A 16074-nucleotide genomic window follows, 5' to 3' on the forward strand; every position below is an offset into this window, starting at 1 on the left:
CGTCGCGGCGGAGCTCAACGGCCGACCGCGGGAGACGTTGGGCTGGGACAGCCCAGCCCAACGTCTCGCTACCGTGTTGCCCACACCGAACTAACAGCAGTGTTGCCACGACCCCACGAATCCACCCCGCCCACGCGACCGTGCCGTTCGTGCGTGCCGGTGGGTCGGCGCGCAGGTTCTCCGTGACGGTCGCCGCCACGTGGTCGGCACGGCGTGCCGGGGTCGTCGGCGCAGACGACGCGGGGACCGGTCAGCGGGCGTAGTGGGCGCGCAGGACGTGTTTGCGAAGCTTGCCCGTCTCGGTGCGGGGCAGCTCGTCGACGAAGTCGACCTGGCGCGGGACCTTGCGCCGCGAGATCCGCTCCTGCAGGAACCCCCGCAGCTCCTCGGCCAGGTCCGGTCCCGGGGTGGCGCCGGGCGCGGCGCGCACGACGGCCGTCACACGTTCACCGAGGTCGTCGTCGGGCACCCCGATGACGGCGACGTCGAGGACGGCGGGGTGCAGCGCCAGCGCGTCCTCGATCTCCTGCGGGTAGACGTTCACCCCGCCGGAGATGATCGTGAAGGCGCGGCGGTCGGTGAGGTAGAGGTAGCCGTCGGCATCGACGTGGCCGATGTCGCCGTTGGTGCCCCAGTTGGGGTGCTTCGGGTTCTGCGCCTCGGCCGTCCTGTCCGAGTCCTTGTGGTAGCTGAACGGCAGCGTCTCACGCTCGAAGTACACGAGCCCGGTGTCGCCGATCGCCACCTCGTCGCCGGTGTCGTCGCACACCCGCAGCACGCCGAGCCGGGAGCGGCCGACCGAGCCGGGATGCGCGAGCCACTCGTGGGAGTCGATCATCGTGACCCCGAGGGCCTCGGTCGAGCCGTAGTACTCGTGCAGGATCGGCCCCCACCAGTCGATCATCCGCCGCTTGACCTCGACCGGGCACGGCGCCGCCGCATGCACCGCCACCCTCAGCGACGACACGTCGTGGCGCGCGCGGACCTCGTCGGGCAGCTTGAGCATCCGCACGAACATCGTCGGCACCCACTGGCTGTGCGTGGCGCGGAAGCGCGCGATCGCGGCCAGCGAGGACTCCGCGTCGAAGCGCGGCATCACGACGACGGTGCCGCCGACGGCGTGCACCATGGCGCCGAAGCGCAACGGCGCCGCGTGGTAGAGCGGCGCGGGGGAGAGGTAGACGGTGTCGGCGTCGAAGCCGTAGACCGGCCCGAACACCGCCAGCAGCGGATCCGGGCCGTCGTCGATCCCCTTGTCCGACAGCGGCGGCTGCACGCCCTTGGGGCGGCCCGTCGTCCCGGAGCTGTAGAGCATGTCCTTGCCGCGCGGCGGGTTCCCGGGCACCGGCTCCGCAGACGCGCCGGCCAGCGCGGACTCGTAGTCGTCGTGCCCCGCCACCGCGCCGCCGAACGCCAGCCGCAGCCGCACCCGCGGCGTGCCGTCGACGATCGCGGTCGCCGTCGCGGCCTGCGCGGCCGAGGTGACCAGGGCGGTCGCGTCGCAGTCGTCGACGATGTAGGCCGCCTCCGCGGGCTGCAGGTGGAAGTCCACCGCGGTGACGTAGAGGCCGCTGCGCACCGCCGCCCAGTACACCTCGAAGCAGCGCGGGGAGTTCTCGGAGAGCACGACGACGTCGTCGCCCGGGCGCAGCCCCGCGTCGAACAGGACGCGGGCGAGCCGCCGTGAGCGCTCGTCGAGCTCGGCGTAGGTGAGCGTCTCGCCCGTGTCGGACATGACGACCGCGGGCGTGTGGGGCGTGAGAGCGGCGAACCGGCCGGGGTGCACGACGGCGAGGTTATGCGGCGCGCGGCCCGCGCGGCGACCCTCGCCACTCGCGGGGTCAGCCCGGGAGCGGCCTCCCCTTCGTCTCCGGGCCCACGACCAGCGCGAACACCAGCCCCAGGACATAGATCGAGCCGATGGTGAGCGCCGCCGTCGAGATCCCGCCCAAGCCGCCGACGATCCCGCCGGCCAGCAGTGCGCCCGCCGCGGCGAACACCCGGCTGATGTTGAACACGACGGTGATCGCGCTGCCGCGCAGGCTCGTCGGGAACAGCTCGCCCGGGTAGGTCGCCATCCAGCCCATCTGCCCGAGGGTGAAGAACCCGTTGACCGCGACGACGAGCGTCAGCAGTCCGAGCGAGGAGTACTGGACGCCGAACAGCACCCACGTCAGCACCAGCGCGCCCGCGAAGTAGGACCACAGCGCCCAGCGCCGCCCGATCGCGTCGGCCAGCACGCCCCACGCGAGCCAGCCCAGCACGCCGCCGACGTTGTAGGCCACGACGATCAGCGTCGTGGTCGTCGGTGCCGCGCCCGCGGCCTTGACCGCGGCACCCGCGTACTGCGGCACCCAGGTGGAGACGGCCCACCAGCCGACGAGGCTCGCCGTCGAGCACGCCAGCAGCGTCAGAATCCTGCGCCGGCTCTCCGGCTCGCTGAACAGCCGGCGCAGGGTGAAGACCGTCAGGGCGCGCTCGTGCTCGTCGAGGATCTCCCCGGAGGCCGCGCGGGCGGTGGCCGCGCGGCGGCGGGCGTCGGCGGCCTCCCACATCGGGGACTCTCCGACCCGGCGCCGGACGAACAGCACGACCAGCGCGGGCAGGGCGCCGATGGCCAGCAGCCAGCGCCAGGTGCCCGGGTCGGTGGGGCCGAGCAACCAGAACACGGCCGTCGCCACCAGGAAGCCGACGCCGAACGCACACTGCAGCAGCGCGATGCCACGGCCGCGGGTGCGGTCGGACCAGGTCTCGGCGACCAGCGCGCTGCCGGGACCCCACTCCGCGCCCATGCCCAGGCCGGCGATGATCCGCAGGACCAGGAAGATCGCGAAGTTCGGCGACAGCGCGGCGAGGCCCGTCGCGATCGCGTAGGTGAGGATCGAGGCCATCAGCACCTTGCGGCGGCCGAAGTAGTCGATCAGCACGCCCGACGCGAGGCCGCCGACGGCCCAGGCGATCAGCTGGACGGCGAGGATCGTGCCGAAGTAGATGGGTGAGGCGCCCTTGCCGACCAGGTCGGCGACGACCAGGCTGCCGACCAGCACGATCGCGTAGGTCTCGAACCCGTCGAGCATCCAGCCGAGCCAGGCCGACGCGAAGTTCGCGCGCCGCGTGTTCGGCGCCGTCTTCGGCGCGGCTGCCATCTCCGTACTCACGAGTGGGTCTCCCGCTCGATCCACGCGACGAGACGCTCCACCGCGTACTCGCCGAACTCCTTGGCCGGACGCTGCTCGGCCGACTTCGCCTCGCCCGCGAACTCCTTGAGCAGCCGCAGCGCCGACGCGTCCCGCCCGGCCAGCTCGGCGACGGTCCGCTCGACCGTCGTGTCCAGGTCCGCCTCGGCGACGACGCGGCTGACCAGGCCGAGCCGCAGCGCCTCGGCCGCGCCGACCTTGCGCGAGGTGAGGACGAGGTCGTCGGCGGCCTTGGGGGTGACGTGGCGGTACAGGTAGGTGAGGACGACCAGCGGCGGCAGCCCGGCCGCCAGCTCGTCGAACCCGAGGGTCGCGGTGTCGGCGGCGATCGCGATGTCGGAGTGCAGCGCCAGCCCGGTGCCGAAGCCGAGGGCACGGCCGCGCACGGCCGTCACGCTGATGCCGGGGAAGCCGGCGAGCAGCTCGTTGGCGCGCAGAATGAGCCGCAGGTTGTCGGCGCGGGTGACGCCGGCGACGCGCTCGCCCTTGTCACGGCCCAGCGTCAGGTCGTTGCCGTTGCCGGACACGACCAGCACGGTCGCGCCGCAGGCGTGGGCCCGCTCGAGGCCGGCGAGGAACGCCTGCATCGTCGCGTAGGTGATCGTGTTGGCGTGGTCGGGTCTGTTGAACCGCACGCGGGCGACGCCGTCGGTGACGTCGTAGAGCACGGGCTCTGTCATGGGTCGCTTCCGGGTCAGGGGGAGGGAAGGGGAGGGAGGCCGAGATTGGTGCGCAGGGTGGACCCCGCGTACTCGTGCTGGAACAGACATCGCTTGCGCAGCAACGGGACGACGTGGTCGACGACGTCCTCCAGGCCCGACGGGAAGCTGTCGATCATGAGGTTGAAGCCGTCGACCGCGCCGGCCTGCACCCACGTCTCGATCGTGTCGGTGATCTCCTCCGGCGTGCCCACCACCTGCTGGTGGCCGCCGCCGTTGGCGTAGAGCAGCTCGCGCACCGTGAGGCCCTGCCGCGTCGCGAGCTCGACGGCGGCGTCGCGGAAGCCGTGCGAGCCGCGGAAGGCGTCGTTGGCCCGGATGAGGTCCACGGGCAGGGGCGCGTCGAGCTCGAGCGCCGCGACCGGCACGCCGACCCGCAGCGCGAGCTTCTCCAGCTCCGGCCCGACGCCGCGCAGCTCGTCGAGCTCCTGCTTGCGCGCCTTCGCCTCCGCGGTGGTGCTGCCGACGACGGGCAGCAGCCCGGGGACGACCTTCACCGCGTCCGCGGACCGGCCGTACCCGACGGCCCGGCGCCGCACGTCGGTGCGGAACGCCGTCGCGGCCTCGATGGTGTTCTGCGCGGTGAACACGACGTCGGCGTACTGCGCGGCCAGGTCGCGCCCGCCCTCCGACGCCCCGGCCTGGAAGATCACCGGCCGGCCCTGGCGCGAGCGGGGCAGCGTCGACGGGCCGCGGACCGAGAAGTGCTCGCCGACATGGTCGAGGGTGTGCACGCGGGCGGGGTCGACGAACGTGCCCGTCGCCTTGTCGCCGACGGTCGCGCCGGGCTCCCAGCTCTCCCACAGCCCGATGACGACGTCGAGGAACTCCCGGGCCCTGGCGTAGCGCTGGTCGTGGGCCGGCAGCGGGGCCCCGCCGAAGTTGCCCGCGACGGCGGGCACGAACGTCGTCACCGCGTTCCAGCCCGCCCGGCCGCGGCTCATGTGGTCGAGGCTCGCGAAGCGCCGGGCCAGGTTGAACGGCTCGTTGAACGTCGTCGACGAGGTGCCGACGAGCCCGATCCGCTCGGTGTGGGCGGCCATCACCGCCAGCGTCACCGCGGGGTCGAGCGCCCCGAGGTTGGGCCGGGCGAAGCGCTCCTCGCTGACGTCGAGGGTGTCGGCGAGGAAGATCGCGTGCAGCGCCCCGGCCTCCGCGGTCCGCGCGATGTGCGCGTAATGGTCCGGGTCGACGTAGTCGAACGGGTCGCCGTCGCGGTGGCGCCACGAGCCGTGGTGCATGCCCAGGCCCATGACGGTGGCGGTGAGGATGATCTCCACGCCCTACCCCCGCAGGCCCTTCGCCTTGAGCAGCGGGACGACGGCCTCGGTGAAGAACGCCAGCTCGGGCTCGTAGTCGTAGAAGCCGAGCTGGACGCCGTCGAACCCGGCCGCGTGCAGCCGCTCCAGCGCGTCGGCGACCCGCTCCGGGCCACCGGTGATCTGGAGGTGCCCGCCGAGCGCGCGGTCGGCCAGTACGTGCTCGGGCCAGGCCTGGGCGTCGCCGGAGGTGTGCCGGGCGTGGTAGTTGACCAGCGAGCCGGTGTCGGCGTGGGCGACGATCTCGTCGCGGTAGGCGAACGCCTCCGCGTCGGTCTCCCTGCAGATGACCAGTGGGAAGATGATGACCTTCACCTCGCGCCCGTGCGCGCGCGCCGCGTTCTTGATCTTCGCGACGTGCTCGGGCATCGCGTCGATCGCACCGTCGAAATCGGCACCCGCGGGGCTCGCGGTGAACACGATGTCGACGTGGCGGCCCGCGAAGTCGTAGCCCGCCGGGGACCCGCTGGCCGCCACCAGGATCGGCCGGCCGTACTTCGGTCGCGGTGAGACGTAGGCGTCGCGCAGGGAGTAGAACTCGCCGTCGTAGGTGAGGTTCTCGCGGCCGTTCCACAGGTCGGAGAGGATCGAGGTGAACTCGTCGGCCATGTCGTAGCGACGGTCGTGGTCGATGCGGTCCATGCCGAACATCGGCGGCTCGCCCGCGGCGTAGCCGGTGACGATGTTGAGCCCGTAACGCCCGCCCGCGATGTGGTCGGCCGTGGCGGCGAAGCGCGCCAGGTGCATGGGGTGCCAGTTGCCGTAGAGCACGTGGACCGTGGAGATCGACAGGATGTTCGTCGTCACCGTCGACAGGGCGATCGTCGAGATGAACGGGTCCAGGAAGTTCTCCCGGTAGTTCATCTCGCCGCCGAAGCCGCCCTTGCCGATCCACTGCTGCAGCCCGAACACGAACTCGAAGCCCGACGCCTCGGCGAGCTGGGTGAGGTGGCGGTTGTACTCGAAGTCCCACCGCGTGGCCCGCGGCAGCGTCGACTGCGAGAACGCGCCCGTCTGCAGCGGCAGGAACAGCCCGAGCATCAGCGGCTGGCGCGCCGCGCGCGAGAGCGGGCTGTCGGGGAAGTCGAGCGGCCCGGGGACGGGGTCGAGGGCGCGGCTCATCGCGCGGCTCCGGTCTCGACGACCACGCGGGCAGGCCCGGCGTCGCCGCCACGGATCGCCAGCGGGTAGGCGTGCACGTGGACCCGTTGTCCCGCAACGGCGTCGAGGTTGGTGAGGTTCTCCGCGATCAGGACCTCGGCGCCGAGCAGCGTGCGGTGCACGGGGAAGTCGAAGCCCGCGCCGCGGCGGTGCACCGGCAGGTCGGGGGTGATCATGTCGACGCCCACGAACGGCACCCCCTGCTCCACACACCAGGTGGCGAGCTCGGGGGACAGGCTCGGGTGGTCGGCGTAGTCGGCGGAGCGGAACTTCTCGCTCCATCCCGTCGCGACCAGCAGGAACTCGCCGCGCCCGGGAGCGGGGCCGCCGGCGAGCACGTCGTCGACGGTGATCTCCTCGCCCGGTTTGCGGTCCACCTTCGCGACGACGGCCGACCCGGCGAACCGCTCGATCGGCAGCTCGTCGATCGTCTTCGCGCCGTCGACCGCGTGCGCCGGCGCGTCGATGTGGGTGCCGACGTGCAGCGCCAGCGTGATCGCGCTGATGTTGAGCGGTGCGCCGTCGGCGATCGAGGCCACCTGGTGGCGCTCGACCTCGGGCAGGATCGGGATCTTGGGCATCCCCGGCCACAGCTGGTGGGAGATGTCGAGCAGTGCCATCAGGCAGCCTCCTTGGCGGCGAAGTGGTCGAGCAGGTCCCACTTCGCGAGGAACTCACGCATCTCGGCGCGCGCGGTGTCGTCGAGACCTGACCAGGGCCACACCGGCTCGCCGAGGTCGCAGCCCATCAGACCGGCCGCCGCCTTGACCGCCGGCAGGAACCCGAGCCCCGTCCAGCGGCCCGGGAACTCCGAGAAGAACAGCTGCAGCTTCGCGGCCCCGGCGACGTCGCCCGCTTCGAACGCCTCGACGAGCCGGGTCGCGATCGGCAGCCCGGACGTCGGCAGCATGGCGCCGCTGCCGCCGAGGACCAGCGTCGAGAGCAGCAGCTCCATGTTCGTGTAGACGTGCGCGCTGCCCTGGATGCGGTTGATCAGCCCGAGCAGCTTCTGCTCGTCGCGTGAGGTCTCCTTGATCGCGACGACGTTCGGGTGGGCGCAGATGCGGGCCATGGTGTCGACAGACAGGTCCACACCCAGGCGCGGGTTGTTGTAGAGCAGCACCGGGATCGGGCTCTCGTCGGCCAGCGTCGCGAACCAGTGGTGGGCCTCGTCGGGTGTCGGGGCTGCGCCCCACGGCTTCGGGCTCGCGACCGCCGCCGCCACCGAGGCGCCCCGCTTCGCGATCTCCGACGCGAGCGCGATCGACTCCGTGAGCGACGCGCTCGACACCCCCGCCAGCACCGGCACGTCCCCGGGCAGACCCTCGCGGGCGGCGTCGACCAGCCCCAGCCGGGCAGCCTTGGTCAGGACCTGGAACTCCTGGCTCTCCACGGCGCCGACGGTCACCGCGACCGGCCGGGCATCCGCGAGGACGTCGATCTGTGCGGCGAACCGCGCCTTGTCCACCCGCACACTCGTCCCCACGAAGGGGGTCAGGGCTGCCACGACCAGTCCACGGCGCAGCACGACGTCAGCCGACATGAAGGGGTACCTCTCTGGGAAGGGTTCCGGACCGGCACGGGTCACGGACGGCGAGCGGCCCGGCTCGGCGGCGCGGGCGGCGGCGGTCAGCCGCGGAGGGGACCGGGACGACAGCTTCGGCAGCCGCGGTCACCGCGGGTGTCGCGCGGCCGGGACAGAACGCTGCGCTGGGAGAACCTCACGATTTCTCCTCGCCGTCGTCGTCGGGGTCGCCCGCGACATTAAGTCAGGGCCGCGCCATGTGCAAGACACGTGTCGACGCGCGTGTACGCGCGTCTACGTGCTTGACCGGTCGGCGGGATTGTGCGCACACGTCCCGTACTCTGTGCCGCGTCGATGTCGAGCCGGACCTCACGGTCCGCCGGTGAGGGGGATCCGTGGCCGCACCCGTGCCGACAGGCAACGCCGCCGAGTCGCAGTACCTCGTGCTGCGCGACGAGATCGTCGGCGGGGCGCTCCCGCCCGGGACGACTCTGCTGGAGACCGCACTCGCCGCCCGCCTCGGGGTCGGCCGCGCCCCCGTCCGCGAGGCCATCCTGCGGCTGGAGTGCGACGGTCTCGTCGTGCGCGGCCCACGCGGCCCGCACGTGCGCACCCTGACCGCGCCCGAGGTCGTCGACATCTACCAGGCCCGCATCGCGCTCGAGGCGGAGGCCGCCGCGTCCGCCGCCGCCCACCGCTCCGCCCTCGACCTGGCCCGGCTGCGCCACGTCGACGAGGAGGCCCGCGGTGCCCGCGACCAGGACGAGCGCCGCGCCCTGCACGGGCGCTGGCACGCCGTCCTGCGGCAGGCCTGCCACAACCCGACGATCACCGGCATCCTCGAACAGCTGGCCCTGCAGCTCGCGCTCTACGACAGCATCGACATGTCACGCAATCCGAACCTCGAGTCGACCGACGACGAGCATGCCGAGGTCCTCGAGGCCATCTCCGACGGTGACCAGGACCGCGCCCGCACCGTGCTGCGCGCGCACCTCGAACGCACCCGCGACGTGCGCATCGCCGCGCTCGTCCGCCAGGAGAACAGCTCCACGGCCTGAGCCCCGCCGAACCCGACGTCCGGCCGGTTGCCGTGACGGCCGACGACGCGGGCCCCGGCCGCCGCGCACTGATCGACGGGCGGGTGTTCAGTCCCGGGTGTCGAGGGAGTCGACGAGGTCGAGCGTGGTGTCGACCTGGGTGAGGGTCAGCGGTCGCATGACGACGTGGCTGCCGCGGTCGACGATCACGCGCATCCGGCGGCCGGCGGCTCCGGCATGGCGGTGCACGCGCAGCAGCGCGCTGATGCCGCGGGAGCCGAGGAAGGTGACGGCGCGCAGGTCGACGACGAGGTCGGCGCCGTCGTCGACGACGGCGACACCTGCCGCGACGAGGTCGGCGGCCTCGGGGGCGTCGACGTCGCCGCGAACCTCGAGCACCTGCTCGGAGGGCGAGAGCGAGGCCCGGCCGAGCGCGCCGGGGCGGGCACCGGGCACGTCGGTGAACCGCAGGCCGTCGCCGTCGACGGACAGGGGGTCGGGGGTCGCGGGCGGCACGGGAGTCCTTTCGGGGGTCCGGCGTTCTGCCGCTGGGGTCGGCGGGCCGGTCGCGGGCGCGGGCGTACGGCAAGCCGGAAGCACGCTGCTCGACCACCGGACGCGTGAGGACCATATCCGCGCGGGCCGCGACGCGCGCGGGATGGACCGGTGGTTGCGCCGGTCGGAGGCCTGTGGGTGTGCCCCGGTCGGCCGCCCGGGCCCGGGCGGCAGGGCAGCCGCGGTCCTCGCGGCGCCACGGGCACGGTGAACCGGACGCGGCGGCACCCGGCACCGGCGCCGGTGATCGTCGCCTCCGGGGTCGGGGGCCCTCCCGGTGCGGGTGACGGTGCCGAGCAGGACCGGCCACCGGCGGCCCCGGCCCCACTCGTCCGGCAGGAGAACAGCTCCACCCCCTCGGCGTGCCCTGAGGGGGTGCGGACCTCGTCGGTGCGCCGAGTCCGTCGAGCTCGGCGGGCGGAGTGGCGAAGTCGTCGGCGGAGGAGGTTTGGGACACCCGGAATGCGGTGATCATCTTCCGTCGGGCCGTTCGCATCCGGCTCGGGTGGCGTGGAGGGTGGAGGCAGCGGTGGACCAGGGAAGTCAGATCGCGGTGGACAAGCCGGAGCACGACGTCGTGCTGGTGCGGGTGGCGGGCCCGCTCGACGCCAGGACGGCGACGCGACTGTTGCGCAGCGTCGAGGTCCAGCTCCTCGCGCCCGCGCTCGTGCACTGCCGGCGAGTGCGGAGCCTGCTCGTCGACCTCTCGTCGGTGTCGCGGATCGACGCGGACGGCCTGCGGGTCCTGCACCGCACGGAGTACCTGGCCCGCCGCGCCGAGGCGACGATGACCGTCGTGGGCCTGGACGAGCGTCGCGACGTCCTGCCGGGACTGGTGGTCGAGGTCCTCGACTCGTTCGGTGTCGATGTCCTCTCGGACGAGTCCGTGACCGCCGACGAGGCCGACCTGGCCGCCGCGTCGTGATCCCCGGCGGGCGTCAGCCCTGACGGTCGAGGGTGGTGTCGACCTGCGTGAGCGTGAGCGTCCGCATGACGACGTGGCTGCCGCGGTCGACCACCGGGGCGCGCGGCGACGCCGGACACGTCGGTGAACCGCAGGCCGCCGATCGACGGTTGCGCCGGTCGGAGGTCAGGGTGGGAGCGGGACGGTGAAGCGGACGTGGCGGCGGCCGTCGCCGGCGTCGGTGATCGTCGCCTCCGGGATCGGGTGTTGCCCGGCGCAGGTGACGGTGCCGCGCGCGGGGAGGTCGGGGCAGTCGAAGGCGACGATGTCGACGGTGCCCACCGCGCGAAGCGCCTGTAGCGCCGCGCCCAGCAGCAGGCTCTCGTCGCGGATCGGCTGCGGTGGGTCGAGGACCTTGTCGTAGCGGCCGGCGGCATCGACCTCGAAGCCCCAGGTCCAGAAGGTGCTCCAGGCGCTGTCGAACTTGTCCTCGCGGGGCTTGCGGGTCACCGACGCGCTGAGCCAGCCGTAGCGGCCGGCATCGTCGCGCAGCAGGCAGCCCCAGCCGTCCTCGTGGGGCTCCTCGCACACGGCGGTGACGGCGGCGCGCTCGCGGGAGCCGACCTGGGAGGCGGCCTTCGACTCGAACGCGGCGCGGTCGGGCAGCGGGGTGCGCTGGGCCCACCAGGCGATGGTGCCCGCGATCGCGAGGGTGGCGAGGAGCGCGATCCAGCCGCGCAGCCGTCGACGAGCGGGCACGTCAGTCGCGCAGGGAGCCGAGGATGCGGGCGAGCTCGGCGCGGTCGTGGGCGTCGAGACCCCGGAAGAACTCCTCGGCCTCGGCGACGCGGGCGGCGCGGATGCCGTCGGCGACCTGGCGGCCGCGGGGGGTGACGCGCACGAGGGTGGCACGCCGGTCGGCGGGGTCGGGGGACCGTTCGACGAGGCCGCGGTCCTCGAGGTCGTCGACGACCTCGGTGGCCGAGCGGGGCGCGATCCGCAGGTGTTCGGACAGGGCGCCGGGGCGCATCTCGCCGCTGCGGGCGAGGACGCCGAGGGCGCGGGACTGGCCGGGGGTGACCTCCCAGGGGGCGAGCGCGTCCTTGGAGAGCCTGCGCAGCCTGCGGGCGACGGCCCAGAAGGTCTCGGCGAGCGCGTCGTCGTGGGCGGGCTCGGCGGGGGAGTCCGGGCCTGGCGCAGCGGTCACGGGAACAAAACTAGCACCAGGTCGTGTTGTCGCCTCATGTTGAGGTAACCTCAGTAAGTCTCGATCGAAAGGGGTCCGGCTTGGAACCCACGCTCAGCGGCAGCACCGCCGGCACCGAGGACCGTCCGCGTCGCGGCGCCCGCACCGTCACCGCGGCCGAGAAGGCCCAGGCGCGCGAGGTGTCGCTGCGCCGCATCGGCCGCCTGTTCACGCCCTACCGCAGCCGGCTGGCCGTGGTCGTCGCCATGATCGTCGCCTCGTCGATCGTCGGCATGGCCTCACCGTTCCTGCTGCGCGCCGTCATCGACACGGCGCTGCCCGCACGCGACGTCGCGCTCCTCGTGGCACTCGCCGCCGGAATGGTCGGCGTCGCCGCGCTGACCTCGGCGTTCGGCGTCGTGCAGACCTGGATCAGCACCCGCGTCGGCCAGCAGGTCATGCACCGGCTGCGCACCGACGTCTTCGGGCACCTCCAGCGCCAGTCCATCGCCTTCTTCACCCGCACCCGCACCGGCGAGGTGCAGTCGCGGATCACCAACGACATCGGCGGCATGCAGTCCGTCGTCACCTCCACGGCGACCTCGATCGCCGCCAACCTCACCACCGCCGTCGCGACGATCGTCGCCATGGCGGTCCTGTCCTGGCAGCTCCTCCTCGTCTCCCTCGTCGTCATGCCGCCCGCGATCCTGCTGACGCGCCGCGTCGCACGGATGCGCCGTGCGATCACCGCCGCCCAGCAGCGCGAGCTGGCCGACCTCAACGTCACCGTCGAGGAGGGCCTCTCGATCAGCGGGGTCCAGCTCAGCAAGACCATGGGCTCCGGGCCCGCCGTCGTCGAACGTTTCACCAGGTCCTCGGAGCGGCTGACCGACCTGGAGCTGCGCTCCCAGCTCGCCGGGCGCTGGCGGATGGCCTCGATGAACGTGATCTTCGCCGCCGTCCCCGCGATCATCTACGTCGGCGCGGGCCTGCCCGTCTCGCCCACGACGATGACGATCGGCACCCTCATCGCCTTCACGACACTGCAGGCCGGGCTGTTCCGGCCGATCACCGGGCTGCTCAACGTCGGCGTCTCCATCGTCAGCTCGCTCGCCCTGTTCGCGCGCATCTTCGAGTACCTCGACCTGCCCGTCGACGTCGACGACCCCGCCGACCCGGTCGAGGTCGACCCGGCCCGCGCCCGCGGCCACGTCCGGTTCTCCGACGTCACCTACGCCTACCCGGGCAGTGCGACCGCGGCCGTCGCGGGCGTGAGCCTCGACATCCCCGCCGGCTCCACCCTGGCACTGGTCGGCGAGACCGGATCGGGCAAGAGCACCCTCGCCGGACTCGTCGCCCGCCTCCAGGACCCCACCGGTGGCCGGATCACGATCGACGGCGTCGACCTGCGCGACATGCGCCTGGCCGACCTCACCGCGATCGTCGGCACCGTCAGCCAGGAGACCTACCTGCTGCACACCACGGTCAGGGAGAACCTGCGCCACGCCAAGCCCGACGCCACCGACGCCGAGATCGAGACGGCCGCGCGCGCCGCGCAGGTCCACGACCTGATCGCGTCGCTGCCCGAGGGCTACGACACCGTCGTCGGCTCCCGGGGTCACCGGTTCTCCGGCGGGGAGAAGCAGCGCCTGGCGATCGCGCGGACGCTGCTGCGCGACCCGCGGGTCCTCGTCCTCGACGAGGCCACCAGCGCACTCGACACCGAGACCGAACGCGCGGTCCAGCAGGCGTTCGACACCCTGACCCGCGGTCGCACGACCATCACCATCGCCCACCGGCTCTCCACGGTCCGCGACGCCGACCGCATCGCGGTCCTCGACCACGGCCGCGTCGTCGAGGCCGGCACGCACGCCGAGCTGCTCGCCCGCGACGGCCGCTACGCCGCCCTCGCCGCGGCCTGACCGGGGGCGCCGTCGACGGCCCGGCCGGCCCGGCCCGGACCGGGGCTCAGCCCCGGGCCGCCGTGTACTCGGCGAACCGGTCCAGCGCGGCGGCGACGTGGTCGCGCCGGGCGCCCCGCTCGACGCAGGCGGCCTCGAACAGCTCGCGACGGCGCCCGGCCGGCGCCTCCCGCGTCCACATCAGGTACTGCTCCACGATCGACAGGTGCCGCCGGCGGACATGGTCGTCGGGTTCGCGCGCCGCGAGCCACACGATGAACGGCGCGAGCGTCGGGGCCAGATTCACGTCGGAAGCCACCGTCACGTCCTCCACGGGTCATGACCGCCACACTGCGGCCCCCACCCGATTCTCACCCGTCGGCCGCCACCGCGCCGGGTTGACCCACCCGGCCCGCGGGTACGGGACGCCCGTGCCCGACGACGACCTCCCGCACGGCCTGACCCGTTCGGACACCGCGGGCCCCGGCTGGACCCGCCAGCGCCGCGGCACGGGCTGGAGCTACTCCGACGACCGCGGCGCGATCATCACCGACCCGTTGGTGCGCACCAGGATCGGCCGGCTCGCCATCCCGCCGCGCCGGGTCGGGGACGTGACGTCGGAGGACGGCTCGGTCGACGGCCGCTCCCGCGACGTCCTCGACCGGGCCGTGGTCCGCCTGATCAGGAAGGGCTGACCAGCAGCCGTGGGCGGCGACGGTCGCCACCGCGACCATCGCCGCTCCCAGGCTCAGTCCGCCGCGAACTCCTGGACGATCCGCTCGCAGAAGGCGGGCAGGTCGTCGGGGTTGCGGCTGGTCGTGAGCCGGCCGTCGGTGACGACCTCCTCGTCGACGGCCGTGCCGCCGGCGTTGCGGATGTCGGTGCGCAGGCTCGGGAACGACGTCAGGGTCCGCCCCTTCACCAGGTCGGCCTCGACGAGGGTCCAGGGGGCGTGGCAGATCGCGGCCACCGGGTGGTCGGCGGCGAAGGACTCGCGCACGAACGTCAGGACGTCGCGGTCGAGACGGAGCCGGTCGGCGTTGACGGTGCCGCCGGGCAGGATCACCGCGTCGTAGTCCGCGGCCGAGACCTCGGACACGACCCGGTCGACCGGGTGTGTGCCCGCGGGTTCGATGTCGCCGTTCATGGCCTGGATGTCGCCGTCGTCGAGGGAGACCAGCTCGGTCGTCGCCCCGGCCGCCTCCACGGCCTTGCGGGGCTCGACGAGCTCGACCTCCTCGACACCGTCGGTGGCGAGCACGGCGATCCGCAGTCCTTCGAGTGTTCCGCTCATGTGGCCGGGCGTGCCCGCCACCGTGGCGGGCAAACCCGGCTCAGGCGACGAGCTCGACGATCGTCGCGTTGGCGGTGCCGCCGCCCTCGCACATCGTCTGCAGGCCGTAGCGGATGTCGTTGGCACGCATGTGGTGCACGAGCCGCGTCATGAGGATCGTGCCCGACGCGCCGAGGGGGTGGCCGACGGCGATGGCCCCGCCGAGGGGGTTGAGGTACTTGCCGTCGGCGTCGTCGAGACCCAGCTCGATCTGCCAGGCGAGCGGGACGGGCGCGAACGCCTCGTTGACCTCGAAGGCGCCGATGTCGGAGATCGCGAGGCCGGTGCGGGCCAGCACCTTGCGGATCGCAGGGATCGGCCCGGTGAGCATCATCAGCGGGTCGGCCCCGCTGACGGCGCCCGCGTGGTAACGCGCGATCGGGGTCAGCCCCAGCTCCTTCGCGCGCTCGGGCGTCGTGATCAGGACGGCGGAGGCGCCGTCGGAGATCTGGGAGGCGTTGCCCGCGTGGATCACCCCGTCCTCACGGAAGGGCGGCTTCAGCGTCGCGAGCGTGTCGGGGGAGGTGCCGCGGCGCAGGCCCTCGTCGGCGGTGAACTCCGGCTTGCCGGGGATCTCGACGAGCTGCCCGGCGAACGCGCCGGAGTCGATGGCCGCGGCGGCGAGGGCGTGCGAGCGGGAGGCGTACTCGTCGAGCCGGGCCCGCGACAGGCCCCACGCGGTCGCGATCCGCTCGGCCCCCACGCCCTGGTTGAAGTCCCCGCCGGGGAACTCGCCCGAGGTCAGGTCGTCGGCGTAGCGCTCGCGCACCAGCGGGCCGAAGGGGCGCCCGAGGTCGCGGCCGGCGCCCAGCGGCACCCGCGACATCGACTCGACCCCGCCGGCGACGACGAGGTCGTACTGGCCGGCCATCACCATGCCGGCCGCGAAGTCGAGCGAGGACTGGCTCGACCCGCACGCCCGGTTGATCGTCACGCCGGGCACCGTCTCGGGCCAGCCGGCGGCGAGAACGGCGTAGCGGCCGATCTGCGCGGCCTGGTCGCCGGCCTGGTTCACGCAGCCCCAGACGACGTCGTCGACCAGCGCGGGGTCGATGCCGGTGCGGTCGGCGAGCGCGCGGAGCACGGCGGCGGACAGGTCGACGGGATGGACGTCGGCGAGCGACCCGTTGCGTCGGCCGATGGGGGTGCGGACGGCGTCGACGATGACGGCTTCCGGCATGGGCGCTCCCGGTGTCTCGGACAGGGTTCTCCGCTCGACCGTACGTCGTGGCGCGTC

The 16074-nt window shown here is 73.3% G+C and carries 17 protein-coding genes; 4 read left to right on the forward strand and 13 right to left on the reverse strand.

The window, feature by feature from the left end:
• Positions 1-250: 250 nt before the first annotated feature.
• From AB7F12_RS11260 to AB7F12_RS11290, 7 genes are read right to left on the reverse strand one after another with little or no spacing between them, the layout of a single operon-like run.
• Positions 251-1786 carry an acyl-CoA synthetase gene (locus AB7F12_RS11260; RefSeq protein ID WP_428497735.1) on the reverse strand — a complete coding sequence of 512 codons (1536 nt, stop codon included), beginning with the start codon at positions 1784-1786 and terminating at the stop codon, positions 251-253.
• A 55-nt stretch (positions 1787-1841) separates the two neighbouring features.
• The gene (locus tag AB7F12_RS11265; RefSeq protein ID WP_428497734.1) at positions 1842-3158 is read right to left on the reverse strand and encodes an MFS transporter; all 1317 of its coding nucleotides are present in this window, start codon (positions 3156-3158) and stop codon (positions 1842-1844) included.
• Positions 3155-3877: an enoyl-CoA hydratase/isomerase family protein gene (locus tag AB7F12_RS11270; RefSeq protein WP_428497733.1), complete on the reverse strand. Its 723-nt coding sequence runs from the start codon at positions 3875-3877 to the stop codon at positions 3155-3157. The genes AB7F12_RS11265 and AB7F12_RS11270 overlap by 4 nt, the downstream gene beginning before the upstream one ends.
• Before the next feature lie 14 nt (positions 3878-3891).
• Positions 3892-5196, reverse strand: a complete 1305-nt coding sequence (locus tag AB7F12_RS11275; protein ID WP_428497732.1) for an LLM class flavin-dependent oxidoreductase — start codon at positions 5194-5196, stop codon at positions 3892-3894.
• A 3-nt stretch (positions 5197-5199) separates the two neighbouring features.
• A complete protein-coding gene (locus tag AB7F12_RS11280; RefSeq protein ID WP_428497731.1) occupies positions 5200-6357 on the reverse strand; it encodes an LLM class flavin-dependent oxidoreductase in 1158 nt (385 codons plus the stop codon).
• Positions 6354-7016 (reverse strand): cyclase family protein, encoded by a 663-nt coding sequence (locus AB7F12_RS11285; protein WP_428497730.1) that lies wholly within the window; start codon positions 7014-7016, stop codon positions 6354-6356. Before AB7F12_RS11285 ends, AB7F12_RS11280 begins: the two co-directional genes overlap by 4 nt.
• A complete protein-coding gene (locus tag AB7F12_RS11290) occupies positions 7016-7939 on the reverse strand; it encodes a dihydrodipicolinate synthase family protein (RefSeq protein ID WP_428497729.1) in 924 nt (307 codons plus the stop codon). Before AB7F12_RS11290 ends, AB7F12_RS11285 begins: the two co-directional genes overlap by 1 nt.
• A gap of 377 nt (positions 7940-8316) precedes the next feature.
• On the opposite strand from AB7F12_RS11290, the gene AB7F12_RS11295 reads away from it, so the two are divergent.
• On the forward strand, positions 8317-8979 hold the full coding sequence (locus tag AB7F12_RS11295) for a GntR family transcriptional regulator (protein ID WP_428497728.1): 663 nt from the start codon (positions 8317-8319) through the stop codon (positions 8977-8979).
• 87 nt (positions 8980-9066) lie between these two features.
• Here AB7F12_RS11295 and AB7F12_RS11300 read toward each other — a convergent pair whose 3' ends face one another.
• A complete protein-coding gene (locus tag AB7F12_RS11300; RefSeq protein ID WP_428497727.1) occupies positions 9067-9474 on the reverse strand; it encodes an STAS domain-containing protein in 408 nt (135 codons plus the stop codon).
• A gap of 568 nt (positions 9475-10042) precedes the next feature.
• On the opposite strand from AB7F12_RS11300, the gene AB7F12_RS11305 reads away from it, so the two are divergent.
• Positions 10043-10438, forward strand: coding sequence for an STAS domain-containing protein (locus tag AB7F12_RS11305; RefSeq protein WP_428497726.1), 396 nt, complete (start codon positions 10043-10045; stop codon positions 10436-10438).
• Positions 10439-10603: 165 nt separating this feature from the next.
• On the opposite strand, the gene AB7F12_RS11310 is transcribed toward AB7F12_RS11305, so the two are convergent.
• Positions 10604-11176 (reverse strand): hypothetical protein, encoded by a 573-nt coding sequence (locus tag AB7F12_RS11310; protein WP_428497725.1) that lies wholly within the window; start codon positions 11174-11176, stop codon positions 10604-10606.
• 1 nt (position 11177) lies between these two features.
• Positions 11178-11624, reverse strand: coding sequence for a MarR family winged helix-turn-helix transcriptional regulator (locus tag AB7F12_RS11315; RefSeq protein ID WP_428497724.1), 447 nt, complete (start codon positions 11622-11624; stop codon positions 11178-11180).
• A gap of 80 nt (positions 11625-11704) precedes the next feature.
• Between AB7F12_RS11315 and AB7F12_RS11320 the strand changes: the two genes are divergently transcribed.
• Positions 11705-13525 carry an ABC transporter ATP-binding protein gene (locus tag AB7F12_RS11320; RefSeq protein WP_428497723.1) on the forward strand — a complete coding sequence of 607 codons (1821 nt, stop codon included), beginning with the start codon at positions 11705-11707 and terminating at the stop codon, positions 13523-13525.
• A gap of 46 nt (positions 13526-13571) precedes the next feature.
• Here the strand turns inward: AB7F12_RS11320 and AB7F12_RS11325 are convergent, their stop codons facing one another.
• Positions 13572-13823, reverse strand: a complete 252-nt coding sequence (locus AB7F12_RS11325) for a hypothetical protein (RefSeq protein WP_428497722.1) — start codon at positions 13821-13823, stop codon at positions 13572-13574.
• A gap of 112 nt (positions 13824-13935) precedes the next feature.
• On the opposite strand from AB7F12_RS11325, the gene AB7F12_RS11330 reads away from it, so the two are divergent.
• Positions 13936-14199, forward strand: coding sequence for a hypothetical protein (locus tag AB7F12_RS11330; protein ID WP_428497721.1), 264 nt, complete (start codon positions 13936-13938; stop codon positions 14197-14199).
• A 53-nt stretch (positions 14200-14252) separates the two neighbouring features.
• Here AB7F12_RS11330 and AB7F12_RS11335 read toward each other — a convergent pair whose 3' ends face one another.
• The gene (locus AB7F12_RS11335; protein WP_428497720.1) at positions 14253-14798 is read right to left on the reverse strand and encodes a type 1 glutamine amidotransferase domain-containing protein; all 546 of its coding nucleotides are present in this window, start codon (positions 14796-14798) and stop codon (positions 14253-14255) included.
• A 40-nt stretch (positions 14799-14838) separates the two neighbouring features.
• A complete protein-coding gene (locus tag AB7F12_RS11340; protein ID WP_428497719.1) occupies positions 14839-16017 on the reverse strand; it encodes a thiolase family protein in 1179 nt (392 codons plus the stop codon).
• Positions 16018-16074 lie beyond the last annotated feature (57 nt).

This window comes from Pseudonocardia sp. (genome assembly GCF_050250275.1).
Taxonomy (GTDB): domain Bacteria; phylum Actinomycetota; class Actinomycetes; order Mycobacteriales; family Pseudonocardiaceae; genus Pseudonocardia.